The organism is Pseudonocardia sp. UM4_GMWB1, from assembly GCF_017312155.1.
In the GTDB taxonomy this organism is placed as follows: Bacteria; Actinomycetota; Actinomycetes; order Mycobacteriales; family Pseudonocardiaceae; genus Pseudonocardia; species Pseudonocardia alni.
Map to the genome: position 1 here is coordinate 2,691,166 of NZ_QJPN01000001.1, position 25,788 is coordinate 2,716,953.

22 protein-coding genes and 7 tRNA genes are annotated in these 25,788 nt (G+C 72.2%); 16 read left to right on the top strand and 13 right to left on the bottom strand.

From position 1 onward, the window contains the following. Positions 1–117: 117 nt before the first annotated feature. Both DMP15_RS13065 and DMP15_RS13070 read left to right on the top strand, forming a co-directional pair. Positions 118–999, top strand: coding sequence for a HipA family kinase (locus DMP15_RS13065; protein ID WP_073574135.1), 882 nt, complete (start codon positions 118–120; stop codon positions 997–999). After that, on the top strand, positions 996–1,427 hold the full coding sequence (locus tag DMP15_RS13070; protein WP_337825941.1) for a DUF3037 domain-containing protein: 432 nt from the start codon (positions 996–998) through the stop codon (positions 1,425–1,427). Before DMP15_RS13065 ends, DMP15_RS13070 begins: the two co-directional genes overlap by 4 nt. Before the next feature lie 77 nt (positions 1,428–1,504). On the opposite strand, the gene DMP15_RS13075 is transcribed toward DMP15_RS13070, so the two are convergent. Beyond that, the gene (locus DMP15_RS13075) at positions 1,505–1,981 is read right to left on the bottom strand and encodes an SRPBCC family protein (protein ID WP_161152209.1); all 477 of its coding nucleotides are present in this window, start codon (positions 1,979–1,981) and stop codon (positions 1,505–1,507) included. A 140-nt stretch (positions 1,982–2,121) separates the two neighbouring features. Here DMP15_RS13075 and DMP15_RS13080 point away from each other — a divergent pair, with 140 nt between their 5' ends. Then, positions 2,122–3,195: a phosphotransferase family protein gene (locus tag DMP15_RS13080; RefSeq protein ID WP_337825942.1), complete on the top strand. Its 1,074-nt coding sequence runs from the start codon at positions 2,122–2,124 to the stop codon at positions 3,193–3,195. Between the two features lie 102 nt (positions 3,196–3,297). Further along, a complete protein-coding gene (locus tag DMP15_RS13085) occupies positions 3,298–3,783 on the top strand; it encodes a DUF6069 family protein (RefSeq protein WP_083658059.1) in 486 nt (161 codons plus the stop codon). Between the two features lie 2 nt (positions 3,784–3,785). Here the strand turns inward: DMP15_RS13085 and DMP15_RS13090 are convergent, their stop codons facing one another. After that, on the bottom strand, positions 3,786–5,126 hold the full coding sequence (locus DMP15_RS13090) for a cytochrome P450 (protein WP_337825943.1): 1,341 nt from the start codon (positions 5,124–5,126) through the stop codon (positions 3,786–3,788). Positions 5,127–5,248: 122 nt separating this feature from the next. Here DMP15_RS13090 and DMP15_RS13095 point away from each other — a divergent pair, with 122 nt between their 5' ends. Beyond that, positions 5,249–6,124 (top strand): metallophosphoesterase family protein, encoded by an 876-nt coding sequence (locus tag DMP15_RS13095; RefSeq protein WP_073574131.1) that lies wholly within the window; start codon positions 5,249–5,251, stop codon positions 6,122–6,124. Positions 6,125–6,180: 56 nt separating this feature from the next. Continuing rightward, on the top strand, positions 6,181–7,524 hold the full coding sequence (locus DMP15_RS13100) for an FAD-dependent oxidoreductase (RefSeq protein ID WP_337825944.1): 1,344 nt from the start codon (positions 6,181–6,183) through the stop codon (positions 7,522–7,524). 65 nt (positions 7,525–7,589) lie between these two features. Here the strand turns inward: DMP15_RS13100 and DMP15_RS13105 are convergent, their stop codons facing one another. Then, positions 7,590–7,892, bottom strand: coding sequence for a hypothetical protein (locus DMP15_RS13105; RefSeq protein ID WP_100878031.1), 303 nt, complete (start codon positions 7,890–7,892; stop codon positions 7,590–7,592). Between the two features lie 182 nt (positions 7,893–8,074). Then, complete coding sequence (locus DMP15_RS13110) at positions 8,075–8,329, bottom strand: type B 50S ribosomal protein L31 (RefSeq protein ID WP_020624102.1); 255 nt, start codon at positions 8,327–8,329, stop codon at positions 8,075–8,077. 75 nt (positions 8,330–8,404) lie between these two features. Between DMP15_RS13110 and DMP15_RS13115 the strand changes: the two genes are divergently transcribed. Then, positions 8,405–8,812, top strand: coding sequence for a hypothetical protein (locus DMP15_RS13115; RefSeq protein WP_073574129.1), 408 nt, complete (start codon positions 8,405–8,407; stop codon positions 8,810–8,812). Positions 8,813–8,908: 96 nt separating this feature from the next. Beyond that, the gene (locus tag DMP15_RS13120) at positions 8,909–9,718 is read left to right on the top strand and encodes an SDR family oxidoreductase (protein ID WP_337825945.1); all 810 of its coding nucleotides are present in this window, start codon (positions 8,909–8,911) and stop codon (positions 9,716–9,718) included. A gap of 11 nt (positions 9,719–9,729) precedes the next feature. Here DMP15_RS13120 and DMP15_RS13125 read toward each other — a convergent pair. Further along, positions 9,730–9,805, bottom strand: a tRNA-Gly gene (locus tag DMP15_RS13125). Between the two features lie 114 nt (positions 9,806–9,919). On the opposite strand from DMP15_RS13125, the gene DMP15_RS13130 reads away from it, so the two are divergent. Then, positions 9,920–10,666: an SDR family oxidoreductase gene (locus DMP15_RS13130; protein ID WP_337825946.1), complete on the top strand. Its 747-nt coding sequence runs from the start codon at positions 9,920–9,922 to the stop codon at positions 10,664–10,666. A 67-nt stretch (positions 10,667–10,733) separates the two neighbouring features. On the opposite strand, the gene DMP15_RS13135 is transcribed toward DMP15_RS13130, so the two are convergent. From DMP15_RS13135 to DMP15_RS13160, 6 genes are all read right to left on the bottom strand, one after another. After that, a tRNA-Val gene (locus tag DMP15_RS13135) sits at positions 10,734–10,808 on the bottom strand. A 1-nt stretch (position 10,809) separates the two neighbouring features. Then, positions 10,810–10,881: transfer RNA gene (locus DMP15_RS13140), tRNA-Cys, on the bottom strand. A gap of 30 nt (positions 10,882–10,911) precedes the next feature. Continuing rightward, a tRNA-Gly gene (locus tag DMP15_RS13145) sits at positions 10,912–10,984 on the bottom strand. A gap of 235 nt (positions 10,985–11,219) precedes the next feature. Beyond that, positions 11,220–11,294, bottom strand: a tRNA-Val gene (locus DMP15_RS13150). A 19-nt stretch (positions 11,295–11,313) separates the two neighbouring features. Further along, positions 11,314–11,386, bottom strand: a tRNA-Gly gene (locus tag DMP15_RS13155). Between the two features lie 156 nt (positions 11,387–11,542). Further along, entirely contained in the window at positions 11,543–11,971 is a 429-nt protein-coding gene (locus DMP15_RS13160) for an SsgA family sporulation/cell division regulator (protein WP_073574127.1), read from the bottom strand. A gap of 278 nt (positions 11,972–12,249) precedes the next feature. On the opposite strand from DMP15_RS13160, the gene DMP15_RS13165 reads away from it, so the two are divergent. The 4 genes from DMP15_RS13165 (at position 12,250) to DMP15_RS13180 (ending at position 14,523) form a co-directional block, all read left to right on the top strand. Continuing rightward, positions 12,250–12,927 (top strand): RNA polymerase sigma factor, encoded by a 678-nt coding sequence (locus DMP15_RS13165; RefSeq protein WP_337825947.1) that lies wholly within the window; start codon positions 12,250–12,252, stop codon positions 12,925–12,927. A gap of 26 nt (positions 12,928–12,953) precedes the next feature. Next, positions 12,954–13,835, top strand: coding sequence for an anti-sigma factor (locus DMP15_RS13170; protein ID WP_337825948.1), 882 nt, complete (start codon positions 12,954–12,956; stop codon positions 13,833–13,835). A 26-nt stretch (positions 13,836–13,861) separates the two neighbouring features. Further along, on the top strand, positions 13,862–14,389 hold the full coding sequence (locus DMP15_RS13175; protein WP_337825949.1) for a TIGR02611 family protein: 528 nt from the start codon (positions 13,862–13,864) through the stop codon (positions 14,387–14,389). A gap of 62 nt (positions 14,390–14,451) precedes the next feature. Further along, positions 14,452–14,523, top strand: a tRNA-Val gene (locus DMP15_RS13180). 367 nt (positions 14,524–14,890) lie between these two features. Here DMP15_RS13180 and DMP15_RS13185 read toward each other — a convergent pair. Beyond that, positions 14,891–15,931 carry a hypothetical protein gene (locus DMP15_RS13185; RefSeq protein ID WP_073574123.1) on the bottom strand — a complete coding sequence of 347 codons (1,041 nt, stop codon included), beginning with the start codon at positions 15,929–15,931 and terminating at the stop codon, positions 14,891–14,893. Between the two features lie 57 nt (positions 15,932–15,988). Here DMP15_RS13185 and DMP15_RS13190 point away from each other — a divergent pair, with 57 nt between their 5' ends. The 3 genes from DMP15_RS13190 (at position 15,989) to DMP15_RS13200 (ending at position 24,521) form a co-directional block, all read left to right on the top strand. After that, positions 15,989–16,594, top strand: a complete 606-nt coding sequence (locus DMP15_RS13190) for a TetR/AcrR family transcriptional regulator (protein WP_304580025.1) — start codon at positions 15,989–15,991, stop codon at positions 16,592–16,594. A 707-nt stretch (positions 16,595–17,301) separates the two neighbouring features. Beyond that, positions 17,302–21,933 carry an AAA domain-containing protein gene (locus tag DMP15_RS13195; protein WP_337825950.1) on the top strand — a complete coding sequence of 1,544 codons (4,632 nt, stop codon included), beginning with the start codon at positions 17,302–17,304 and terminating at the stop codon, positions 21,931–21,933. Positions 21,934–22,055: 122 nt separating this feature from the next. Continuing rightward, positions 22,056–24,521: a GmrSD restriction endonuclease domain-containing protein gene (locus tag DMP15_RS13200; RefSeq protein WP_073574120.1), complete on the top strand. Its 2,466-nt coding sequence runs from the start codon at positions 22,056–22,058 to the stop codon at positions 24,519–24,521. On the opposite strand, the gene DMP15_RS13205 is transcribed toward DMP15_RS13200, so the two are convergent. Further along, positions 24,500–25,786: a sigma-70 family RNA polymerase sigma factor gene (locus DMP15_RS13205; RefSeq protein ID WP_337825951.1), complete on the bottom strand. Its 1,287-nt coding sequence runs from the start codon at positions 25,784–25,786 to the stop codon at positions 24,500–24,502. The genes DMP15_RS13200 and DMP15_RS13205 overlap by 22 nt on opposite strands. Between the last annotated feature and the right edge of the window lie 2 nt (positions 25,787–25,788).

Below are 25,788 nucleotides of genomic sequence, written 5' to 3' on the forward strand. Positions count from 1 at the left end.
GTCCCGGAGCCGGGCGGGCCGGTGACCCTCCTCCCGGACCCCGCGAGCGTGACCACGGCCCGCACCCCGACGCCACGGGGTGCGGGCCGCATCCGTGCCCGGCGCTAATCTCCGCGGGTGAGCCACGAGCGGACGACCGAGGGGCGGGCGCTGCCCCGGCTGACCGCGATCCGGTACGTGACCCCGCTGCGCGAGGGCGGGTCGCTGCCCGGGCTGATGGAGGCCGACGACCTCGGTACCTACGCGGTCAAGTTCACCGGCGCCGGGCAGGGCCGCCCGGTGCTGGTCAACGAGATCGTCTCCGGGGAGCTCGCCCGCGCGCTGGGTCTGCCCGTCCCGCGGATCGCGACCATCGTCGTCGACGGGACGCTCGGGCGCACCGAGCCGGACGAGGAGGTCCAGGAGCTGCTCCGGAACTCCGACGGGCTCAACCTGGCCGTCGACTTCCTGCCCGGGGCGCTCGATCTGGACCCGGTCGCCTTCGACGTCGGGCCCGGGTTCGCCGGTCGGGTGCTCTGGTTCGACGCGCTCGTCGGCAACGTCGACCGCTCCTGGCGCAACTCGAACATGCTGCTCTGGCACCGCAGACCCTACCTGATCGACCACGGAGCGACGCTCACCTTCGCCCACGACTGGTCGGCCGCGCCGCGGTTCGCCCACCGCCCGTTCGACGCAGGCGACCACGTGCTGCTCGGCGCCCGTCCCGACCTCGACGCCGCGGACGGCGCACTGGCCCCGCTGGTCACCCCGGACCTGCTCGAGGGGGTGCTGGCGCTGGTGCCCGACGAGTGGATCGCCGACGTCGACGGCGTCGGGGGGCCCGACGCCGTACGCGCCGCCTACGTCCAGGCGCTCGCGGCCCGGGTCGCGGCGCGCGGCGACTGGCTGCCGGGCGTCGCCGCGACGGTGGCGGCGGGCAGGCCGCGGCCGGTCGACCGTGCCCCACGCCGTCCGCCGTGGCTCCGGATCGGCGGCGTCGGCGGCGGTGAGGGCCGGTGAGCGGCTTCGTCGCCTACGAGTACGCGCTGCTGCGGGTCGTGCCGCGGGTGGAGCGCGGCGAGTCGATGAACGCCGGGGTGCTGCTGCACTGCCGGGCCCGCGACGTCCTCGCGGTGCGGGTCCACCTCGACCGCGCCCGGCTGGCCGCGCTCGACCCGGCCGCCGACGCCGACGCCGTCGACGAGCTGCTGGCGACCGTGGCCGCGGTGGCCGCGGTGCCCGAGCCGCCGCGCTCGGACCGGCACGCCACCGGCGCGCTGGCCGCCCGCGGGCCCGGCGCGGGGGAGGACATCGGACGCCGCTTCCGGCGTCTCACCACCGCACGCAGCACCATCGTGTGCCCCGGCCCGGTCCACACAGGACTCACCGAGGACCCGGCCGCGGAGGCCGAGCGGCTGCTCGCCCGCCTCGTTCTGCCGCTGTCCTAGACGCGGCCCCGGCCGGGGCCCGGACACACGACGGCGCCGCCCGGTGACCGGTGCGGCGCCGTCGGGTGTGGACGGTCTCAGGAGGAGGCGGCCCGTCCGGCCTTCTCGATCGAGTCCGCGAGCTGGTCCTCGCTGAGCATGGGGAAGAAGCCGCGGAAGTCCGGGTCCTGCACACCGCTCCAGTCGTAGACCTGGGTGACCGTCGTGCCGTCGCCCTCGGGCGCGAGGTGCCAGGTGTAGGTGTGGCCCTCGGCGCGCAGGTCGCCGATAGTGTCCTTCTTCGCGTCGATCGGGTGCATCGACGGCGCCCAGCCGATCACGCGGTCCTGCTCGAAGGACGTGACGGTGTTCTTCATCTGGTAGTCGCCGAGGTCGCCGTTGTGCATGTTCATCACGAACTCGTCGCCGACGCCGCTGATCTCCGTCGAGCCCTCGACGCCCCGCAGCATGCCGGCGCCGTCGATCTCCTGGTGCCGGGTGGGGGTCGACAGCAGCGCGAACAGCTGCTTCGGGGTGGCGGACACGGTGCGGGTGACGGTGATCTGGTCGCTCACGGGTTCCTCTCCCACCGGTCCTCGTCGACGGCGCCGGGGTGCGCCGGACGCGACCGGTCATGATCAGGGGAGAGGTGCCCGCAATCGTCGTGACCGAAACGGGGGTGGTCGGCGCGGGGGCGATCATGTTGCATCGGGGGATGACCGACGCACACGACGGGGTGGACCCGGTCGCCCTGACCCGCTGGCTGGCCGCCGAGGTGCCGCGGGTCGAGCTCGGCGACGGCCCGGTGGCCGTGGAGCGCATCTCCGGCGGGCACTCCAACCTGACCTTCCGGGTCACCGACGCCCGTGGCACGCCGTACGCGCTGCGCCGCCCGCCGACCGGGGGCGTGCTCGCCACCGCGCACGACATGGGCCGGGAGTGGCGCTTCCTGACCGCACTGGCCGGTACCGCGGTCCCGGTGCCGGAGCCGGTCGCCCTGTGCTCGGACACCGCGGTGCTGGGCGCCGGCTTCTACCTGATGGGCTGGGTGGACGGCGTGGTCCCGGGGGACCGCGCCGCGGGGGAGGCCGTCCCGGAACCGGAGCGGCGGGCCTGCGGTCTGGACACCGCCGAGGTGCTCGCGGCGCTGCACGCCGTCGACCCGGCCGAGGTGGGGCTCGGCGACATGGCGCGGCCCGGCCGCTACCTGGAACGGCAGCTGCGCCGCTGGCACCGGCAGGCGCACGCGGGCGCGTTCACCGACCTCGCCGCGCTCGACGCCGCGCACGCCGCGCTGGTCGAGGCGATGCCGCCGGAGCCGGCCGGCGGGCCGCGGATCGCGCACGGCGACTTCCGGCCGGGAAACCTGTCGTTCCGCGGAGGCCGGATCACCGGCGTCTTCGACTGGGAGCTCGCGGCCCTGGGGGAGCCGCTGGCCGACCTGGGGTGGCTGCTGGCGTCCTGGGAGCGTCCGGGCGACACCCTGCCCGCGATCACGAGCGGCCCGACCGCGGCGCCCGGCTGGCCCGACCGCGACCTCGTCGCCGCCCGCTACGCCGAGCGCTCCGGGCACGCGCTGGACCAGCTGCCGTACTGGGTGGCGTTCGCGCACTGGCGTTGTGCCTGCATCGGGACCGGGGTCTGGACGCGCTACGCCCAGGGCAACATGGGCTCGGGCGCCGAGTCCGGGGAGGCCCTGGAGCGCCGTCGCGAGCGCGTGGTCGCCGACGCGGAGGCCGCACTCGCCGCATTGCGGCGCGGGCCGACGGGGCGTCGTCGCGGGGCGTAGTCTGCTGCCCACCACAGGTGATCACCCGGCGCGGGTGGTCACCGCCGCGCGGCGCCGCACCGACGCCGCGCACGGCCCGTCCGCGACCGGGGGAGTACGACGATGTCCGAGGCCGACGACCGCACCCGAGAGATGAGCCGGGAGACCGCCCGGCCGCGTCCCCGCAGCGGGGTGAACCCCGGTCGGCTGTGGGCCGGCGGTGTGGCGACGGCGGTGATCGCCGCGTTGATCGCCCTGGTGGGGCTGCTGATCCTGCAGGTCCTGCTGCAGATCCCGTACCTCGCCCCGGCCGTCTCCGAGCCGCTCGACGGCTGGGCCGCGGCGCAGAGCCTGGCGATCTGGGCCGCGGTCGCCGGGCTGGCGGCGACCGGGCTCGCGCACCTGCTGCTGGTCGCGGTGCCGAGCCCGATGTCCTACTTCGGCTGGATCGCCGGGCTGCTCACCGCGCTGGCCGCGGTGTCCCCGCTGATCCTCACCGAGCAGCCCTGGGCCGTCCGCATCGCCACCGCGGTGATCCACCTCGTGATCGGGATGTCGATCATCAGCCTGGTGACGACGACGGTCACCAGCGCCACCCACCGGGCCTGAGCTCAGGCGTCGACGGGGACCCGGGCGTCGCCCAGGCGGACCGGCAGCGTCCGGTAGCCGCGCAGCACCCGGGTCCCGCGCAGCTCGGCCGGGCCGTCGGCGCGCAGGTCGGGGTAGCGGTCGAACAGCGCCCGCAGCCCGACCTCGCCCTCCATCTTCGCCAGCGCCGCACCCAGGCAGTAGTGGATCCCCTGGCTGAACGCCACGTGCCGGTCCGCGCCCGCGCGCCCGACGTCGAACCGGGCGGGGTCGCGGAACACGTCCGGGTCGCGGTTCGCGCCCCCGAGGTGGGTGAGCACCAGCGCGCCCCGCTTGACCGGGAACCCGCACACCTCGGTGTCGCGTGCGGCGACGCGACCGGTCCGCTGGACGGGGGAGTCGTAGCGCAGGACCTCGTCGACGGCGTTCGGCCACAGCGCCGGGTCGGCCTGCAGCCGGGCGAGCTCGTCGGGGTGGGTCAGCAGCAGTCGGGTGCCGTTGCCGATGAGGTTGACCGTCGTCTCGAACCCGGCGGCGAGCAGCAGCATCGCCAGCGACAGCAGCTCGTCGTGGGTGAGCCGGCCCTCCTCCTCGTCGTAGGCGGCGACCAGCGAGGACAGGATGGAGTCGTTGGGCTCCCGGCGCAGCCGCTCGAAGTGCCCGGCCATCCAGTCGGTGAGCGCGTCGATGTCGCGCTCGGAGCGGTGGAACGTCGCGTAGTCCAGGCCCATGTCGAGGGAGTAGGCGCCGCCCTCGCCCCACTCCAGGAACTTCTCCCGCATCTCCACCGGGGCGCCGAGCATCTCGGTGATGACGGTGGCCGGCAGCAGTGAGGCGTAGCCGGAGATGACGTCGGTGCGCCGGTCGGCGCCGGCCCGGGTCTCCAGGTCCGCGAGCAGCTGCGCCGCGATCTGTTCGGTGCGCCCGCGCAGCGAGGAGATCGCCTTGGCGCTGAACGAGCGGGTGACCAGCTTGCGGATCCGGTTGTGGTCCGGCGGGTCGATCGACAGCAGCGACGGCGGCTCGGCCGGCCCCAGCGGCCAGGTCCCGCCTGCTGCGAGCAGCGCTCGCAGCAGGCCCGGCGCGTTCTCCGGCATACGCAGCCCGACGCAGAAGTCGGGGCTGCGCAGCACCTCGGTGGTGATCTCGTGGTCGACCGTGGTCCAGGTCAGCGCCGAACGCACCATCCGGCCCTGTCCACGGATCTGCTCGTAGGCCGGGTACGGGTCCCGGACCGCATCCGGGTTGATGATCATGTGCGCGCCCAGGTCACCCTTGGCCGCCTGGCGGGTCACCTCCCGCCGCATCGCCCCGTGCCGCAGCACCCACCGGATCCACCGTCGTACTCCCCGCGATGCCGCCATCCCGGCCTCCCCGCCTCGTCGTCGAGCTCGGTTCCGAAGCTACCAGGAGTAAGTTACCGCGGGTAGGTACGTTTCCGGCCCCGGCGGACGGTGGGCCGGACCCCACCGGGTACCAATGGCGGGTGACCGCCGTCGGGGAGCCGCGCCTGCTCGCGGTCAGTGACCTGCACGTGCGGCATGCGGAGAACGCCGACATCGCCGCGGGGCTGCACCCGGGACACCCGGGGGACTGGCTGATCGTCGCGGGTGACGTCGACGAGCGGATCGAGAGCGTCGTCGCGACGCTCGCCGTGCTGCGGGAGCGTTTCGCGCAGGTGCTGTGGACCCCGGGCAACCACGAGCTCTGGACCCGCGCCAAGAACGCCCGGGCCGACGCGGTCGAGCAGCTCGCCGGCGTCGCCCGCTACGACGAGCTGGTCCGCCGCTGCCGGGATGTCGGGGTGCTGACCCCGGAGGACGCGTGGCCGGTGTGGGACGGCCCGGGTGGCCCGGCCGTCATCGCGTCGCTGTTCGTGCCCTACGACTACTCGTTCCTGCCCGCCGGCACCACGACCTCGGAGGAGGGGCTGGCCGCGGCGTACGCCGCCGGTGTCGTCTGCACCGACGAGTACCTGCTCCATCCGGCTCCGTACGCCACGCGGGCCGAGTGGTCCGCGGCCCGGGTGGCGTCGACGGCGACCCGCCTGGACGCGCTCGATCCCGACCTGCCGACGGTGCTGGTCAACCACTGGCCGCTGGTCCGCGAGCCCTGCGATGTCCTCTGGTACCCGGAGTTCGCGCTCTGGTGCGGCACGACGGCGACGGCCGACTGGCACCGTCGCTACCGGGCGCGGGCGGTCGTGCACGGCCACCTGCACATCCCGCGGACGGTCACGGTCGACGGCGTCCCGTTCGTCGAGGTGTCGCTGGGTTACCCGCGGGAATGGCGACGCCACTCCGAGCGGGTCGGCGGCCACTTCCCGGACCTGTTGCCGCGCACGGTGTTGCCTGCGTCATAGTTAGGTAAGGCTTACCTTGCTATACCCTCGGGGTCTGTCGACATCCGAGGAGAACGATGACTGCGCTGCGCGTCGCCGTGATCGGCGCCGGTCCGGCTGCCGTCTACGCCGCCGACACCCTGCTGAAGTCCGATGCCGACGTCGCCGTGGACCTGTTCGAGAAGCTGCCCGCCCCGTTCGGGCTGGTCCGCTACGGCGTCGCCCCGGACCACCCGCGGATCAAGCAGATCGTGCACGCCCTGCACCGCGTGCTGGACCGCCCCGGCGTGCGGCTGTTCGGCAACGTCCACTTCGGGACCGACATCACCCTGTCCGACCTGCGCGACCACTACGACGCGGTCATCGCGGCCACCGGCTGCGAGCGGGACCGGGATCTCGACGTCCCCGGCGTCGACCTTCCGGGCAGCCACGGCGCCGCCCGCTTCGTGCAGTGGTACGACGGCCACCCCGACGTGCCCCGGGACTGGACGCTCGACGCGTCGTCGGTCGCGGTGATCGGCGCCGGGAACGTGGCCCTGGACGTCGCCCGGATCCTGGCGAGCACCGCCGAGGGGCTGTCGGGCACCGAGATCCCGGACTCGGTCCACGCCGGGCTCGCGGTCAATCCGGCCACGGACGTGCACGTGTTCGCCCGCCGCGGGATCGCGCACGCCCGGTTCAGTCCGATGGAGCTGCGCGAGCTGGACCACGTGCCGGGCGTCGAGGTGGTCGTCGACCCGGCCGACGTCGAGTTCGACGACGTCGCCGCGGCCGAGGTCCGCTCGGCCAAGCACGTCGAGATGGTGGTGCGGACCCTGCAGGGGTGGGCGCTGCGGGACCGGCGCGGCGCCCCGCGCCGGGTGCACCTGCACTTCCTCTCGCGCCCCGAGCGGATCCTCGGCACCGACCACGTCGAGGGCATCCGGATCGAGCGCACCGAGTACACCGGCCACGGCGACGTCCGCGACACCGGCGAGTTCACCGACTTCCCGGTCGGTGCGGTCTACCGGGCGATCGGCTACACCGGCTCGCACCTGGCCGGGTTGCCCTTCGACCACGAGCACGGCGTGCTGCCGCACCGCGAGGGACGGGTACACGACATCGACGGCCAGGAGATGCCCGGCGTCTACGCCGTCGGCTGGATCAAGCGCGGCCCGGTCGGGCTGATCGGGCACACCAAGGGCTGCGCCTCGGAGACCGTCGCGAGCCTGCTGGCCGACGCGCCGCAGCTGCCCCGGGCGCCCCGTCGCGACCCGGCCGAGGTCGACGCGCTGCTGGGGCGCCGGGGCGTGGCGTACACCACCTGGACCGGCTGGCTCGCGCTCGACAAGCACGAGCGCGGCCTCGGCGAGGCGCGCGGCCGCGAGCGGACGAAGGTCGTGCCGCGCGAGGACATGGTGGAGATCAGCAGGACGGGATGACCCTCCGGCCCACGACGCCGGATGCCGGGGTGGGTGGTCGCGGAACCCCGCGGCCGCCCACCCGATCACTCCCGCGGGTCCCGCGGCCCGGGCAGTGCCCGTGGGGGCCGGCGACCGACCGGCTCGCGCCGTCCCTGCTCCCGGGGCGGGACGAACAGCCACCACAGGATCCACAGCCCCGGGCCGCTGGTCAGCAGGATCGCGGTGGCCAGCCAGCCGTCGCGCCACAGGGCGCCGGCGACGATCCAGCCCGCGATCCACACCACCATCGCGACGAGCCGGATCCGGATGCGACGACCGTGCTCGACCGTCAGCGGCTCGGTCAGGTCGGTGACGACCCGGACCTGTTCGCGACGGCGGCGGCGCATGCCTCCCGACGCTACGCGGGCCCAGGGCGTGTCTCCCCATCCGGCGCGGGCCCGGTGATCCACGTCGCCGCCGGCAAGGCAGCCGGGCCGCCCTCATACCGGGCGTACTCGGGCGGTCCGGCGACGCCGTCGGCGGCGGCGTGGGCGCCGGGAGCGACGGTGGCGGATGGGGAGACACGCCCCTAGCCGCGCGTGCGCTCCCCGAAGCGTCGGCGGAACTTCTCGACCTGGCCCGCGGCGTCGAGCACCCGGGCGTTGCCCGTCCAGAACGGGTGTGACGCCGAGGTCGTGTCCACCTTGATCAGGGGATAGGTGTTCCCGTCCGACCACTCGACGGTCTCGCGCGAGGTCTCGGTCGACCGGGTCAGGAACTCGTCGCCGGTGGACGTGTCGCGGTAGACGACCGGGCCGTACGGGGGGTGGATGCCGGGCTTCACGGTGTTCCTCCTGCGTCGCGGGTGTTACCGTCGACTGTAATCGACAACGATTACTGTTTGCAGGAAGGGGTGCCGGTGGACGGGTTCACGGTGGTCCGGTGCGGGGCCTGCGCCCACGCGCCCTCGGGGTTCGACGAGGACGCGCACGGCACCGTCGCGGCCCTGCCTGGTGTCGACGAGGTGCTGGTCGAGGGTCTGCGGGCGGTGGTGCAGGACAGCGCCCAGGGGGTGCTCGTGACCGCGGGGTGCCGGCTCGGGCCGGGGGTCTGCGCGGTGCGGCGGCCCGGTCTGATGGTGCTGGTGCAGGCGTGCGACGCCGCCCGCACGCGTCCCGAATCGCCGGTGGTCGCGGTCGGCCCGGTCCGCAGCACCGACGACGTCCGTGCGGTGACCCGCTGGCTGCAGGACGGCGGCGCCCCCGACCCACAGGCACTGCCTGCGCGGCTGCGCTGCGCGATCTCCCCGGAGGCCGCCCGCGGCTGAGGCACGCGGAGCACCTCCTCGGACCGCCGGCCGGTGACGTCGGCGCGGGGCGACAACTCCGTCGCGCGGCGCGCCCCGGTCGGGCAGGGTCGGGGAGTGAGCACCCTGCGCCGGGACCCGATGCCGTTGCGCGGCCGGACCGCGCTCGTGACCGGAGGCGGCCGGCGTGGCGGGATCGGGCACGCGACCGCCTGCCGGCTCGCCGCCTACGGCGCGGCCGTCGTCGTGCACCACTTCGCCCCGCACGACGCGACGCAGGAGTGGGGCGCCGACGACGTCGACGCCGCTCTCGCGGAGGTCCGGGGGCACGCGACGGCGCCGGTCGCCGGGGTGCACGCCGACCTCGCCGACCCGGCCGCGCCGCAGCGCCTGCTCGACGCCGCCCGCGAGCTCACCGGGCCGGTCGACCTGCTCGTCGCCAACCAGGCCCTGTCGGGCTCCGACGGTCCGCTGGGGGAGCTGTCCGAGGAGCTGGACCGGCACTGGGCGGTCGACGCCCGCGCGTCGATCCTGCTGGTCCAGGCGTGGGCGAACGCGCACGACGACACCCGCCCCGGCGGCGCGGCCGTCCTGCTCACCTCGGGGCAGGCACGCGGGCCGATGCCCGGTGAGGTGGCCTACGCCGCGGCGAAGGCGGCCGTCGCGGGCGTCACCCCGACCCTGGCCGACCAGCTCGCGGACCGGCGGCTGCGGGTCAACACGGTGAACCCGGGGCCGGTCGACACCGGCTACCTCGGCGCGCACGCGTTCCGGGCGATGGCCCCGATGTTCCCGTTCGGCCGATTCGGCGAACCCGACGACCCGGCCCGGCTGATCGCGTGGCTGTGTACCGACGAGGCGGCCTGGATCACCGGACAGGTGATCGACTCGGAGGGTGGGTTCGCCCGGCACCGGAACGGGTGGTGACCGTGGTGATGTGGAGCGGACGACGGGATTCGAACCCGCGACCCTCACCTTGGCAAGGTGATGCGCTACCAGCTGCGCTACGTCCGCAGTCGCACCGTCTCCGGCGCGTGCTGAGGCACGATAACGCACCCGCTCCCGGGTGCTGCGCCGCACCCCCGTCGATGATCACTACGCCGCCGGGGGTGCGGGTACACCGCTGTCATGAGCGGACGGTTGGACGGGACGACGGTGATCGTGACGGGCGCGTCGAGCGGTATCGGTGAGGCGACCGCCCGGGCGCTGGCCGCCGAGGGGGCGACGGTGGCGCTGCTGGCCCGGCGCCGGGAGCGCCTCGAGGCGCTCGCGACGGAGCTGCCGAGGGCGTCGGTGCACCCGGTGGACGTCACCGACGACGACGCGCTGCACGCCGCCGTCGCGGCGGTGGTCGAGCAGCACGGCGGCCTGGACGTGCTCGTCAACAACGCCGGCTTGGGGTCCTGGGGTCCGGCGGCCGAGGCCGACGTCGCGGACTGGCGCACGATGATCGACGTCAACCTCACGGGCGTCCTGTCGACGACGCACGCGGCCCTGCCGCACCTGGCGACGGCGGCCGGTGGGCCGCGCGGCGTCGCCGACGTGGTGACGATCAGCTCGGTGGCCGGTCGGCGGGTCCCGTCGCCGGAGAGCAACGTCTACGCGGCCACCAAGCACGGGGTCGGCGCGTTCTGCGAGGCGCTGCGCCAGGAGTACGCCGAGCGCCACGTACGGGTCGGTCTCGTGGAGCCCGGCCTGGTCGCCTCGGAGATGACGACCTCGGGTGCGCAGTACGCACCGGACGCGACCTCGAAGGGCGAGCGCGGGGTGCTGAAGCCCGCCGACATCGCCGACGCCGTCGTCTACATCGTGACCCGGCCGCGGCACGCGGCGGTCAACGAGATGCTCGTGCGCCCGGTGGAACAGGTGCGCTGAGCCGCGGCAGGGGAGGCCCGGAAGCAGAATCCCCGGGGCCGGATTCCGGCCCCGGGGATCCGGGAAATGGTGCGCGATACTGGGATTGAACCAGTGACCCCTACCGTGTCAAGGTAGTGCTCTCCCGCTGAGCTAATCGCGCGAGGCGGCGGCGGGAATCGAACCCGCGTACAGGGCTTTGCAGGCCCTTGCCTAAGCCACTCGGCCACGCCGCCGGAAACCGGCCTGCTGTCGGGGCCCGGCAGAGCGGACGACGGGATTCGAACCCGCGACCCTCACCTTGGCAAGGTGATGCGCTACCAGCTGCGCTACGTCCGCATGCCGCACCGTTCCCGTAGCGTTTCCGCAAGTTCCCGGTGCGTTGGGAGAACAGTAGCGCACGGTCCGTGGCCGCTGTCGAGGGGGTACCCGGTGATCGTCCGTCCAGGTCAGCGGGGCCACGACCGCCGGACGAGCCCGGGGGAGGGCGCCGTGGGTGGTCGGCGGTGTGCGTCGCCGTACCCGGAAATGCGAAATCCCCGGGGCCGATGTGCGGCCCCGGGGATCCCGGAAATGGTGCGCGATACTGGGATTGAACCAGTGACCCCTACCGTGTCAAGGTAGTGCTCTCCCGCTGAGCTAATCGCGCGTGGGAAGAGAAGTCTCCGAGCGGACGACGGGACTCGAACCCGCGACCCTCACCTTGGCAAGGTGATGCGCTACCAGCTGCGCTACGTCCGCACCGTGCACCGCGTCCCGGGCCGTGAGGCCCGTCCGCGGTGCGGTGAGAGAACACTAGCACCCGCCCCGAGGGGGGTCCGACCGCCCCCTCTCTCCACCACCGGATGTCCTCTCACGTGCGGAGACGGTCTCCGCCCGGTGGTGGGGTACGTCGGGTCAGTCCCGGGCGGTGGTGTCGAGCAGGTCGGCGAGGGCGGCGTCGAAGTCGAGCCAGGAGTACTCGGCGGCGGCCGGCACGGCGTCGTAGGTCGCCTGCAGGAACTCCGACAGCGTCGCCGCGGAGGTGGTGAACAGGGCGTGGCCCGACGGGGAGGTGAGCTCGAGCTCGATCCGGGTCGGGTCGTCGCTCATCGGCTGCACCCGGACGTCGCCGGTGCCGGCGGAGTCGACCAGTCCGTCGCCGAGCAGGTCGCGGGCGAAGACCCAGTCGACCGTGGTGTCGTGACCGGTCTTGAACGAGGCCTGCACGGCGTAGGGGTCGCGGCTGCTGTAGGACAGCTCGACCTTCACGGGAACGACAGGCGCGTCCGGAGCGATGAGCTCGAACATGGCCGTCGCCCGGATCGTCTTGGACTCGTCGCGCATCGGTGATCCTCTTTCGTGGGGGCGTTGCGTGGGGCGTCAGTGTGGGAACGAGACAGAAGGCCTCGGGGTGACGGGTTCGATGCGCAAGAACGTGGATCACCGTGGGATGACCCCCGATCGAGTCACAACGGTGTAACTCGCTGCGTGTGGCGACAGGGCTGAACGGGCTCCGCGCCGTCCTGGCGTGTGAGCCGTGTGACCGGGAACGACTACTCTCGTCGGAGTTCGAACCGGAACGGGTACGGACACCGAACACAGCAATCGTGAGGACAACGCTGGTGGCAGGCATCGCCGATCCGCCGGACCGCCCCGAGCACGGGCGGGCCGCCGGGCCTGCCGCGCGCCGTGATCCGGCGCGTCGTGACGACGCGGGGGACGTGCGACTCGTGCAGCGGATCGTGTCGGGCGACTCGACCGCACTGGGTGAGCTGTACGACCGCTTCGGGCGTCAGGCCTACTCCCTCGCGCGGCGTATCTGTGCCGACGAGGGGTTGGCCGAGGACGTCGTGCAGGAGGTCTTCCTGGCCTTCTGGCGCGACCCGTCGCGCTTCGACCCGGCCAAGGGCCGCTTCGGTACCTGGCTGCTGACCCTGGTGCACCACAAGTCCGTCGACGCCGTCCGCCGGGAGAGCGCCATCCGGCGCCGCACCGTCCCGGCGTCGGACGACGGCGCGGAGTGGAACGCCCCGCCCGGCCCGGGTGCCGACGAGGGGGCCATCGGCGCACTCGTCGCCGGTCAGGTGCGCGACGCTCTCGGTCAACTGCCCGCGGACCAGCGGAAGGTCCTCGCGCTGGCGTACTACGGCGGCTACACCCAACGCGAAGTGGCTGCGATGACCGGGGTGCCGCTGGGCACCGTGAAATCCCGCATGTTCACCGGGGTGGCCAAGCTCCGGAACCTGCTGGGCCCGGCGCTCGGGGAGGCCGGGGGAGACCTGGCGGGAGGGCTGTCGTGAACGGCAACGAGGGGAGGCCCTGTCCGATGAACGAACAGACGGTCGGGTGGGCGCTGCACGCCCTCGAGCCCGACGAGGAGATCGAGGTGGTGCAGCACCTCGAGAGCTGCGACGAGTGCCGACGGCTCGCCGCGGACGTCGCCGGGACCACGACCGCCCTCGGTGGCGCGGTGCCGCAGGTCGAGCCGCCGCCGTCGCTGCGTGAGTCGATCATGGAACAGGCCCGGCAGACCCCGCAGCTCGGACGCGAGTCCGACCGCCCGGTGCCGCGGCACGCCCTCCGCGACGAGACGTCGTCCACCGGCGCCGCGCCCGACGGGGGGGCGCGCGCCCGCCCGTCGCGGTCCGAGCCGTCCACCGGGCCCGCGACACGCCCGTCGGGAGGTGCCGGACGCGGTCCGGCCCGGAACGGGTGGCTGCGCCGCCCCGGACGGGTACTGGTCGCGGCGGCCGTCGCACTCGCGGTGATCGTCGGCGGGGGAGCGGCGTTCGGGCAGATCCGGTCGCTGCAGGACGAGCGGGACGCGAGCCTCGCGCAGGCCCAGGAGCTGCGCGACGTGCTCTCCGCCATCGCGCAGCCCGGGACGCCGCACGCCTTCCTCTCCGCGGAGCCGGGGGCGCCGATGGTGGCCGCGGTCGTCGTGAAGGACGGACAGCGCCAGGTCATGCCGATGGGGCTGGGCCCCAACGAGACCGCGGACCAGACCTATGTCCTGTGGGGACTCGACGGTGACGGAACTCCGCGCGCGGTCGGCACGTTCGACGTACGAGCGGGGCAGCCGGGACCGGTGTCCGTAGAATCGCCCGACAGCGGGACCTACGGGACATACGCCGTCTCGCTCGAGCGCGGAAGGGAGGCTCCTCCCGCGCCGACCAAGGTAGTCGCGGCCGGGCAGGTGGAGACCTGAGTACGACGGAGAAGAACGACGTCGGTGTGCCGGCGTCCGGGAGGACCACCTCCGGGCGCCGGTACACCGGTATCCGCAAGAAGTACCGGCGGGCGAAGGTCCGCTACCGCGTGTTCCGGGCCCGCGTGGCCCGCAACCCGGTGCTGGACCTGACCTACCGCATCACCATGGGCGTCCTCGGCACCGCGATCGTGATCATCGGGATCATCGCGCTGCCCGCACCGGGTCCCGGCTGGGCAATCATCTTCCTCGGCCTGGGCGTGCTCGCCGCCGAGTTCGGCTGGGCGCAGCGGCTCCTGCACTGGGTCCGTGTCCGCTACGACGGCTGGGTGGCTTGGATGGGCCGCCAGAACCGCGTGGTGCAGCTGCTGGTGATGACGCTGATCCTCGGCACGGTCGCCGTGTGCGCGTGGCTGTTCGGGATCTTCGAGACGGCCGGCGGCTGGGTGGGGATCCACTGGGAGTGGCTGCGCTCGCCGCTGCTGCCGCTGGTCCAGCCGCCGCCCCCGCCGGTGCCCGTTCCGGGATCGGAGCTGGTCACGGGCCCGCGGTGATCCACGGGTGACCCCCGTGAACGGCGGTGGGACGGGCTGTGTAGAGTTAGTTTCACCGCTGAGGGCGATTAGCTCAGGGGGAGAGCGCTTCGTTCACACCGAAGAGGTCACTGGTTCGATCCCAGTATCGCCCACAGTCAAACCCCTGGTCACAGGCTCAGCGAGCCGGATGTGACCAGGGGTTTCGTCGTTCCCCGGGGTGTTCCCGGAGCATTTCCGGAGCATCGTTCATTCCGGAGCGACGGACGTTCCGCGATCGTCCTCGTCGTCGAGGGCCTGGAGAATGCGCTCGCTGTTGTCGGTCCGCCGGGGGTGGAGGTCAGCGTCGTCGAGGACCGCTCGTGGCCCAGGACCCGCTGCACCATGTTCGGCGGGACGCCGTCGTCGACGAGCCAGCGCTGCCTCTTGCGTGAGTTGTCTCTGCCGGTAGACATGCGGTACAGCCGACATCCGCAGGGCCCTCGATGGGAAACGGGTGGTTCGCGGCGTCTCGTCGCAGCTTCAGGTCACGGGGTGGCCGGTCCGCATTCGGCCGTACTCGGCCAGTGCCGAGAAGGCTGCTTTTGGCTCCCATGGCATCCCTGGGTAGGCGTTGCCGGTGCGCCCGTGGGTAAGGGTCTTGACGATCCCGAAGCTTCCCAGGTCGAAGTCCCGCTCTGGCTGATCGGAGGTCGGCAGGTGTCGAGAGGCGAAGGTGTACACGAACGCCGTGTCCACGCCTCCCGAGTCGTAGAGGTGGAGGAGTTCCAGGAGGTAGGCGGCTTGTTCGGCTTCGTTGCGCTCGACGGTCTCTGTGAGGTGCGTTGCGTGCCCGGTCCGGTCGTCGTAGCCGATGATGTCGCCCCGGCTACCCCGATCGGCGGCTCCGGAGAAGGCTGCACAGCCGAACTCGGTCACTGCGAACGGTTTTCCCTGCGAGGTCATGGCGGCGAGGTTCGCGGGAAGGGCGTCAGCGTTGCCGGCATCGCGGTAACCCGCGTCGGTCGCGATGAAGTCGAACGGCGTCCAGTCCACTCCCTCCAGGGGGAGTGACGCGTAGCCGATGAGGCCTCCGAATCGCTCGCGTGCCCCCTCGACTGCTCGGGCCAGTAGCGCGTTGGTCCTGTGCTGCACTCCCGGGAGGATCTCGCGAACACGCGCCGCGTCTGTGAGTACGGCGGATCGTTCGGCCAGCGTCTGCCCGGGCATCAGTCCGATCGTCATGATGCTGATCTCCGAGCCGGTGAGGAACCGGATGTCCGCACCTTCCTGTCGGATGCGCTCCGCGCGCTCGGCTGCGTCCAGCAGGAATGCCAACAGCTCGTCGGTGGTCAGGTCATGGGTGAACGGGCAGTACCAGACCTCCAGTCCGACGGCTGCCGCGTGCCGTGCGGCGGTCTCCAGGCGGTCGGCGACTCCGCCGGTGATCCGCACGGCGTCGGCGAGAAGCTCTTCACGGATGATCCGCATGTCCTCGGCGACGACCGTGGGGTCGAACGGTTCGTGTGTCGTGCTTCCGCAGTTGGTGAAGCCGGTGTCGTAGGTGACGCCCCATGCGCGCATCGCAACCTCCATAAGGTACGAGTAGTACCGTATCAGGTGCGAGGTACGCTCCGTACCGTGACAGGGGGGCGGCGGCGCGGTGCGGAACTGGAGCAGGCGATCCTGCGTGCGGCCGCCGATGAACTCGTTGCCTCCGGCTACGCCGGTATGACGATGGACAAGGTCGCTCGGCGCGCCGGCACGAACAAGAACGCGATCTACCGGCGCTGGCCCGGGCGCGCCGCGCTCGGCGTCGCCGCCTACGCCTACGTCGCGGACGCTCGCACTCTGACGCCGGACACGGGCGAACTCCGCGGTGATGCCGTCGAGCTGCTGCGGCAGGTCAACTCCACCTGGTCCTCCCCTCATGGGGAGATCCTGCGTGATCTCCTGGCCGCGGCCGCCGACGAGCCCGCGCTGCTGGAGCTGCTGCGCGAGCAGGCCGGAGGGGGCGCGCTGGACGCCGCCTGGGTGGCGATCGTGGACCAGGCAGTGGCACGCGGCGAAGCTCCGCCGGAGGCCGTTCATCCGCGGGTGGCGGCGCTCCCCATGACGGTGTTGCGTGGCGAGTACGCCCTGCGCGGTGTTCCAGCCGTACCGGACGAGGTCCTGATGGAGATCATCGACGAGCTCTTCATGCCGCTCATCCGTGGACGGGGTCTCTCCGAGTGCGGGCTGACGTAGCGGATCTCGTCTCCCCGGATCCAGGGAGCGGCACCGACGTGACCACGGTCTGCTCGACCAACTGCCTGACGGCGACTGATCACTACGGCAGCGTCCTGCGGACGCCCGGGGATGAGACGGGCACTACCGCCCGTCTGCTCGACGGTCCGGTTGCTTCACACGGAAGAGCTCGTGACCGGAGCTGCAGTGCTCGGAGCGTGCAATTGGCGTGCACCTACCGGCGGTCAACCAGGTCAGCCGCAGGGGTGTGTGGTCCGCTGTTCTTGCTGGTCGATGACGGAGAACGCCAGTCTTACGAGGCCTTCCAAACTGGCTACGGCTGCCCGTCGGACGGGCGCGGCCCGGCGCTGTCGTAGTGGCGGCGTCGCGCTGCCTTGACGACCTCGGTGGCGTGCCCCGGGGCGTGGTCGACGTTGATGGGCGGGTGGAAAGCCCGGATGACATCAGCTTCAACGTCCCGGGGGTCGAGTACAACTAGCCCGCGTATCCGGCCATCTGGCCAGGCAGCGGAGTGCGAATCCGCACGTGCCTCGTAGCGAGTCCCGAATCCCTTGCGCGATTCGAGTGAATCTTCCTCGTCTCGGTGACGGTGTTGTGCTTGCCTTCGATGAGGGGTGTGGCGCTCAGATCGGGCACTTCGGGGGAGGAAGTCGATGACGCACGAGCACGACCCGTTGACCAGGGATCGCGTGACACGGTTGATGGGCGTGCTACGGCAGATGGCCGCGGCCCGCTTCGCGCCTGTGCGAAGCGTCGACCGCTACCACCGGACCTTGTGGCTGCACTACGCCCAGCAGGCGACCACGATCCAGAGCCCGGACGGACCTGGGGCCGAGGTGCTCCGTGTCTCCCGGGTGCACCGCGATCCCGAACCGGCGGTGTCCCGCGAGCTCAAGCGGTGGCTGGACCGCTCCGTCACCGACGACCTCAGCGAGCCGCGGCTCAAGGAGCGCGTGGTCGTCCGAGGGCAGGGCGAGGTCCCGATCGACGAGCACCCCCACATCCGCGGGCAGTTCGACGCGTGGCTCGTCGACTGGCGGGCGTGGGCGGAGCAGGAGCGGCTGCGGAGGCCTCGTCGCCAGGTCTTCGAGGCGCTGTTCGACATGCACCGGCTCGCACAGGACCAGCCGGAGTCCGTCGAGCTCGTGCTCGCCTCCGGGCTGTTGCAGACCCCCGGCGTGCGGGTCCACATGATCAGCCAGGCCGTGCGGATCGACCAGGACCTCGAGTCCGGCGACATGATCTGCGTCCTCGCCGACGAGTCCGGCCTCCGCCTCGAGGACGACGAGCTCCTGGGCGGGCTGGACTCCTTCGACCTGTCCGGTAGCGCGATCCTGCGGGACAAGCTCCTCGAGCGGGCTGTGAGCCCGATCGAACCCGCTCTGCCCGAGTTCCTGAAGGAGTGGGCGGCCCGGGTTCTGCAGGTCGCGCACAAGGTGAGTGACGGTTGGGAGCCTGAGCGGACCGAGCACTCCTTGGTGTCGATGAGTCCGGCACTCGTCGCCCGGCCGCGCGGCGCCTACGCGATCAGGGCGTACTACGACGCGATCGCCACGTCCCTCGCGGATGAGTCCTCGCCCGTGCCGCTGGGGCTCGCGCAGCTTGTTGAGGCAATCGAGCCTGAGCAGCGCCTCGCCTGGCTGGAGCGCACCGGCTTTGGCACTGCCACGGCGGGGGAGGCCCCGCTCTTCCCTCTGGCCGCGAACGAGGAACAGTCTCAGATCATCCATCGGCTCGATGCGGACAGCGGCGTCGTGGTCGAGGGTCCGCCCGGCACCGGGAAGACCCACACCATCGCCAACCTGGTCAGCGCGCTGCTCGCCCAGGGCAAGCGGGTCCTGGTCACCGCGGAGAAGGCGCAGGCCCTCCGGGTGCTGCGGGACAAGCTGCCGCCCGAGATGCAGGAGCTGTGCGTGTCGCTCACCGACGCCTCCGCGAAGGGGAACTCCGACCTCTCGCGCAGCGTGGCGACCCTCGCCGGGCGCAAGACCGACTTCAACCCCTCCCGGGCCGACCGCGAGATCACGGACCTCACCGAGAAGCGCGAGGCCGTCCGTCGGGACCGCGCGCGGCTCCTGGAGCAGATTCGCGCCGTCCGCGAGGCGGAGACCTTCGAGCACCCCGAGGTGGCCGTCGGCTTCCGGGGCACGCTCGCCCGGATCGCGGCAGAGCTCGGTCGCACGCAGGAGCGGGACGGCTGGCTGGGGGAGGGCGTCGCGGGCGAGCTCCCGGTGTCGGCCGCCGAGCTCGGTGAGCTGGTGCGGCTGCTCGGCGAAGAGACCGACGAACGCCGTAGCCGTCGTGACCAGCGGATTCCTACCGGTCTGCTCGACCAGCGCCGCTTCGGTGAGCTAGCGGAGGCGGTCGCGCTGGGTGAGTCGGTCCGGCGGGGCGACACGTCGCTGTTGGTGGCCACGCTCGAGACTCTCGACGGTGAGCAGCTCGTCCGGCTGGGTCCCGCCTGCACCGAAGCCGACGAGAGCCTCCTGGCGTTGCGGGACCTGCCCGCGCACCGGGACTGGGCGCGGGACATGACGTCCGCACTGCTGGGCGGAACGGGGCCGCACGCCTGGCAGCGCGCAGTGGAGCGTCTGGGGCTGGTGGACGCCGCGGTGCAGCACGACCAGGCGGCCGGGTTCGCGGACGTCTCCGTCCACGCCCAGGTCGATCTGGACGCCGCCGCGCACGCCTTCGCTGCGCTCGGCGCCCACCTCGACGGTGGTGGCTCCCTCCGCAAGATGTTCAAGAGCCCCGAGCAGAAGGCCGTCGCACCGTTCGAGGCGGCCGTGCTCGTGGGCGGACGGCCGGTGGACTCCGCGGCCGCGGCGCACGCTGCAGCCCATCACCTGGCGGTCCTCGCGATCGGGCAGCAGATCAACGTGGCCTTCGGGCCCCTTCGCATCGGCGTCGGCCTCGGCGAGCCCCGCGTGGTGCTGATCGACCTCCTCCAGCAGCTCCGGACGGTGTGCGGGGTGATCGCGCGGGTCCTGGCCGCCACTGACGCCCTCCGCGCGGTGCTCGCCACGTTGCCGCCTGCCGCGAGGCCCGCGCTGTACGACATCGGGGCCGTAGAGCAGGTCACGGCTGTCGCGGTCCAGGTGACCCACGCCCGGTCGGCCGCGATCGCCCGTGCCGAGCTCGACGCCGCTCGCGACGACCTCGTGGCCGCGGTGCCGCTGGAGATGCGCCCGCACGAGCTGGCACATGCCCTGCGGGCGTTCGAGGCGGCGGACCAGGGCGCCTACGCAGAGGCCCTCGCCTCGCTGGCCCGTGCCGCGGACCAGCAGACGGCCCAGCTGCGCTGCGACGAGCTGCTCGACCGCGTCCACGTCGCGGCGCCGCACCTCGCCGCGGACCTCCGCGAGCACCCGCTCGACGGCTGGACGGACCGTCTCCGCCGCTGGCCGGAGGCTTGGGCGCGGGCGTGCGCGGCGACCTGGCTGCAGGTCCAGATCGATCCGGGCCGGGAGCAGCGCCTCGAGGCCGACCTGGCGATCGCGACCAAGGACCTGGCCCGGCTGACCGGCCGCCTGGCCGCCGCCCGGTCCTGGCGCGCCTGCCTGAGCCGGATGAACGCGACCCAGGTGCAGGCCCTGCAGTCGTACAAGAACAACATGGCGAACGTCGGTAAGGGCACCGGAAGGTACGCCGAGCGTTACCGGCAGGCCGCGCGGGACGCCATGCGCGTGGCGCAGGGCGCGGTCCCCGCCTGGGTCATGCCGATCCAGCAGGTCCTGGCCTCGGTCCCGCCGCGGGCGAACACCTTCGACGTCGTGATCGTCGACGAGGCGAGCCAGGCCGAACTGACGAGCGCGTTCCTGCTGTGGCTCGCGCCGCGGGTGATCGTCGTCGGCGACGACAAGCAGTGCACACCGTCCGAGGTCACGAGTGGCTCCTTGCAGCCCATCTTCGACCGCATCGACTCGGAGCTGCACGACATTCCCCAGTACCTGCGCACGAGCTTCACGCCACGCGACAGCATCTTCTCGCTGCTGCGCAGCCGGTTCGGCCAGGTCATCCGGCTGCGGGAGCACTTCCGGTGCATGCCGGAGATCATCAGCTGGTGCTCGAACTCGTTCTACCGGGACGCGCCGCTCGTCCCACTCCGGCAGTTCGGGGCCGACCGGCTCCCGCCGCTGCGCGCTACCTACGTCGAGGGCGGGTTCACCGAGGGCACGGGCAGCCGGGCGGCCAACGTCGCCGAGGCGGAGGAGATCGCGGCGGCACTGGCCGCATGCCTGGCGGACGAGGCGTACGACGGGCTGTCGTTCGGGGTCGTAGTCCTCCAGGGACAGGCGCAGGTAGAGATCATCGCCTCCGCGCTGAAGCGGGTGATCGATCCGGAGGAGTGGGACCGGCGGCGGATCCGAGTCGGCACCCCGCCCGAATTCCAGGGCGACGAGCGCAACGTCGTGTTTCTGTCCATGGTCGTGGCCCCGAAGGAGCGGGCCGCGTTCCCCTTCACCAAGCGGGACGCGGAGCAGCGTTTCAACGTGGCCGTCTCCCGTGCCCAGGACCAGCTATGGCTGTTCCACTCGGTGACCGCTGATCTGCTGCGCCCGACGGACCTGCGGCGGTCGCTGCTGGACCACATGACGCCCGGCGCCGGCGCGGAGCTCCCCCCGGTGCTCGCCGACGTGACCCGGACCCGCCGCCACGACGCCTTCGACTCGCTCTTCGAGCAGCGGGTCTTCCTTGACCTTCTCGGTCGCGGCTTCCACGTGACCCCGCAGGTGGAGGCCAACGGGCGCTTCATCGACCTGGTCGTCACCGGGGCGGCGGGCAAGCTCGCCGTGGAGTGCGACGGGGACGCGTTCCACACCACGCCGGAACAGCAGCTCGCGGACCTCCACCGTGAGCAGGAGCTCAAGCGGTGCGGGTGGACGTTCCAGCGGATCCGGCAGTCCGAGTACGTCCTGAACGAGGAGCGCGCCCTGGCCCCGGTGTGGGCCGAGCTCGACACCCTGGGGATCGGACCGTTGGTGGCGAGCGACGCACCGGCCGAGAGCCCTGAGATGCCCGAGTTCGCCGAGACGGCGGAGGTGACGGTAGCGCCGGAGCTTATGGAGGACGAGGCCCCCACACCCGTCCTCGGCGTCCCGGTGGTCCTACCACCCGTCGTTGAACAGCCGGACGAGGACCCCGACGCGGATCGCTCCGGCCTCGTCGTCATGTTGGCCGGCCGAGGCGCGCTGTCGACGAGCCAGGTCGCGGACCTCCTGGCCGTGAGCCTGCCGGAGGCACGCTTGATCCTCACCGCGCTCGTGGAAGACGGCCGTCTCGAGAAGGTGGGGCGGACGAAGGGCACCCGCTACGTCCTGCCCGGCACGGCGGATTGAGTCGCCGACACGATCGGGGTGTCCGATTGGGGCGAGGACGGCAACACGGTCACGTTCGGTACATCATCAACGGGCGCCCTGGGATCGGGAAGGCGCAGCACGGCGGCAATGGAGGGGCGGACATGGCGCGGCTCAGCACCATCCTGGATCAGATCGACTCGGGGTCGATGCTGCTCCCGGAGTTCCAGCGCGGCTACGTGTGGAACAAGGACCAGATCCGCGGCCTCATGCGGTCGCTCTACAAGGGCTTCCCCGTCGGCGCGCTGCTCGTCTGGGAGGCGGAGGGGCACCAGCAGGCAGTCCGTGGCGCGGAGGCCGGCAGCGGCACCAAGCAACTCCTCCTCGACGGTCAGCAGCGGATCACCACGCTCTACGGCATCATCCGCGGGCGCCCACCCGCGTTCTTCGAGGGTGACCCGGCGATTTTCACCCGGCTCTACTTCAACGTGGAGACCGAGGCCTTCCAGTTCCTCGCTCCGTCCACCGCGCGGGCCGACCTGCTGTGGGTGGACGTCACCGGCCTCTTCAACGCCGACCAGGCCAAGAAGTACGACCAGCTGATCGACGAGCAGTGGATGCGCCCGAACCTCGGCGTGTACCTGTCCCGGCTGCTGCAGCTCGAGAGCATCCTCGAGCGAGACTTCTTCGTCGACCGGATCACCGGTGCGGACAAGACGGTGGACGTCGTCGTCGACATCTTCAACCGGGTCAACTCGGGTGGCACGAGGCTGTCCAAGGGCGACCTGGCGCTCGCGCGGATCTGCGCGGAGTGGGGCGACGCCCGTCCGTCGATGCGCCGGGTGCTGGAGGGCTGGCGGGCGCGGCAGTTCACGTTCTCGCTGGACTGGCTGCTGCGCAACGTCAACGCGGTGGCCACGGGAAGGGCGCCCTTCGCCGCGTTGGAGGGGGTGTCCGCGGACGAGTTCCGTACGGCGCTCGACCACGCGTCGCAGAACATCGAGCACTTCCTCGGCCTCGTCGGTGGGCGGCTGGGCATCGACCACGACCGCGTGATCAGCAGTGGCCGCTACGCGTTCCCGATCGTCACCCGGCTGCTCCACAACGGACAGGGCCGGTTCGCGGACGGTGCGGAGGCGGACAAGGCTCTCTACTGGTTCGTCCATGCCGCCCTGCGCGGCCGGTTCGCGGGCTCCGCCGAGACCGCGCTGGCTAAGGACCTCGACATCGTCGACAGGTCCGGTGTGGATGGACTGATCACTGCGCTCGAACGCTCCCGTCGGGGCGGCCTGACCGTCGAGCCGCAGGATCTCGAGGGGGTCGGCCGCGGGGCGCGCGCCTACGCGTTGCTCTACATGCTCACCCGGGTCAGCGGTGGGCGGGACCTCGGAACCGGCGGCCTGCTCGACGGCGAGAGCGGCGAGCTGCGGGTGCACGAGATTTTCCCGAAGGACGCTCTTTACCGGCACGGCTACTCCCGGTCCGAGGCGAACGCCGTCGGGAACCTGGCCTTTGCGGTGCCCGGCACCGCGACCACCTTGAATCGCCGCAGCCCCCACGAGTACCTGATGTTCTGCTCGGCGGAGGCGTTGGCGAGCCAGTGGATCCCGGCCGACCCCGAGCTGTGGCGCGTCGAGAACTATCGCGCCTTCCTCGACGCCCGTCGCAAGCTGGTTGCGGCGGATGCGAACGCGTTCCTCGGGCGCCTCGTCGGCGCCGAGGTCGCGTGGACAGAGGGCTTGCCGCAGGTACGGGTCGCCGAGGACACCGACGAGCGGGACGCCCGCGCGGTGCAGATCCGCGACCTGCTCACCGAGCTGGGGGCGGCCGGGTACGCGAACCCGGCGTTGGATGCGGAGATCGCCGACCCCGAGACGAGCCGGGCGCTAGCCGTGGCGGAGGCGTACTGGCCCGAGGGACTGCAGGCCGGGCAGGGCTCGCCCGTGGTGCTGGAGCTGGACCCGGACGAGGCGGACCTGCCCCGCCTCGCCGAGCTGGGCTTCGAGGTCTTCACCTCGGTCGACGCTCTGCGCGGCTTCGTCCAGCGCCGCAACGAGATTGCGGCGGGGGATCGGGACGACGAGGGCACGGGCGCCCCCGGCGTCGCACTCGTGGAACCCGCACCCGAGGCCGAGCCCGTCGTAGGCCCGGCTCGGCAGTTGGAGCTCATCGAACCCGAGGTCGCGCAGCTCGAGCTCCCGGAGGTCGAGCAACAGGCTCCCGCGGAGACGCCCGCGGCTGCGGCCACGCCGGAGCCCGCTGCCCCGGTCCACGTTCCCGCGCCGAGCGTCGAGCCGGAGCCCGTCGTCGCGCCGGAGACGACGCAGGCCGAGGCTCTCTTGGAGGCCCGCCTCGTCGAGGTGCTCGATGTCTGCAAGGGCGAGCTGAAGCACAACCCGCGACTGTTCGTGGGGCTGCTCGTCGAATACGGCCCGGTCGACGCGGTGCGTCGGGCTCTCCGGAAGCCCGCCAACGACACGTTCTCGTTCCTCTGGGAGCGCAGGCGGCTCGATCTCAGCGTCGAGGCCGTCATGCTGGACGAGCGCTTCCACGACCTGTTCACCGACGAGGAGCGCGCCACGGCGCGCGCTCGGCTGGGGGAGTTCGACTACGAGGCCGCCCGGGCTTGACGACGGCGGGCCGCACGCAGCTCGGTTTCCAGCTTCCCGAGTGCCTTGCTCTGGATCTGTCGGATGCGCTCGCGGGTCACCCCGAGCTCGCCGCCGATGGTGTCCAACGTCGAGGCGTCGCCGACGAACCCGAAGCGACGATCGATGATCGTTCGCTCGCGCTCGGACAGGATCGAGAGGGCGGCTGCGATGTCCTCGGCGTCGAATCCCCGCAGGTCCGGGGCGGGTGGGTCGAGGTGGCGTTCTGCGACGCCCTGCAGGCTCTCCTCACCGAGGGCGTTCTGTGCACTCTCGTACGGCACCGTCGTCGGCAGCGTGGCGGCCAGCTCGGCCGTGGCGGGATCGTCGTCCGGGTGGGCGCGGCGAGCGAAGGTGTTCAGGCGCTCGACGATGTGTACCGGGTAACGGATGGTGCGCGACTGGTCGGCGATGGCGCGGGTGATGGCCTGCCGGATCCACCAGGTCGCATACGTCGAGAACTTCGTGCCCTGGGCGATGTCGAACTTCTGCACGGCCCTGATCAGGCCGAGAGCACCCTCCTGTACGAGGTCAAGGGCGTCCAGACCCGGAGCTCCGTACCCGCTCGCGATGGAGAGCACGAGTCGGAGGTTGGCCGTGACGAAACGCTGGTACGCGCCCTCGCCGGCCGCGATCAGCAACCGCAGCGGGAGAGCGGCCGGTGTCGTCTCATCGCTGTTCTCGAGGCGTTCGGCGGCGAGGAGACCGACCTCGATCGCCCGCGCCAGCGCGACCTCCTCGGCCGCGTCGAGCAGCCGTGCGCGGCCGGTCTCCAGCCGGTACCGCCAGAACGAGTCCGTGGCCTCCGCGTTCTCGTCGAGGTCGTCCCCGTCAAGGTCCAGGACGGACTCGTCCGGCTCCTCGGGGGCCTCGACCACCGGGGGCGCCGGCAGCCGCTCGACGGGCGGATCCCACACCGCCTCTCGGGGGAGGGGAACCCCGTCCCGTGTGGCAACCAGCCCGAGGTCGGCCAGTGAGATCGAGTCGAGATCGAGGGTCGTGTGCTCCGAGAACGCCTCAGCCAAAGCCGCCGGGACCGGGACCGAGGCGACCAACGGACGGAGCGGCCTCGGTACCCGGGCACCGTCGTCGACGAGCCGCCGGAGCAGGACGGCCAGGTCGGCCTCGCTCAGCTCGTGATCGCGCGCCATCGTCGAAATCGCCACGACCGTGAGTTCACGGGCTCGGAGCGCGCTGAGCGCGAGGTCGACCGCGCTCGGGACGAGGGTGGATCGGGCGTCGGGCATCC

Bases quoted from the DNA above. Each gene is read 5' to 3' on its own strand.
- DMP15_RS13130 (WP_337825946.1), top strand. From the start codon at position 9,920: ATGAGCGGACGGTTGGACGGGACGACGGTGATCGTGACGGGCGCGTCG.
- DMP15_RS13100 (WP_337825944.1), top strand. From the start codon at position 6,181: ATGACTGCGCTGCGCGTCGCCGTGATCGGCGCCGGTCCGGCTGCCGTC.
- DMP15_RS13185 (WP_073574123.1), bottom strand. From the start codon at position 15,931: ATGCGCGCATGGGGCGTCACCTACGACACCGGCTTCACCAACTGCGGA.
- DMP15_RS13160 (WP_073574127.1), bottom strand. From the start codon at position 11,971: ATGCGCGACGAGTCCAAGACGATCCGGGCGACGGCCATGTTCGAGCTC.
- DMP15_RS13200 (WP_073574120.1), top strand. From the start codon at position 22,056: ATGGCGCGGCTCAGCACCATCCTGGATCAGATCGACTCGGGGTCGATG.
- DMP15_RS13080 (WP_337825942.1), top strand. From the start codon at position 2,122: ATGACCGACGCACACGACGGGGTGGACCCGGTCGCCCTGACCCGCTGG.
- DMP15_RS13205 (WP_337825951.1), bottom strand. From the start codon at position 25,786: ATGCCCGACGCCCGATCCACCCTCGTCCCGAGCGCGGTCGACCTCGCG.
- DMP15_RS13085 (WP_083658059.1), top strand. From the start codon at position 3,298: ATGTCCGAGGCCGACGACCGCACCCGAGAGATGAGCCGGGAGACCGCC.
- DMP15_RS13090 (WP_337825943.1), bottom strand. From the start codon at position 5,126: ATGGCGGCATCGCGGGGAGTACGACGGTGGATCCGGTGGGTGCTGCGG.
- DMP15_RS13105 (WP_100878031.1), bottom strand. From the start codon at position 7,892: ATGCGCCGCCGCCGTCGCGAACAGGTCCGGGTCGTCACCGACCTGACC.
- DMP15_RS13170 (WP_337825948.1), top strand. From the start codon at position 12,954: ATGAACGAACAGACGGTCGGGTGGGCGCTGCACGCCCTCGAGCCCGAC.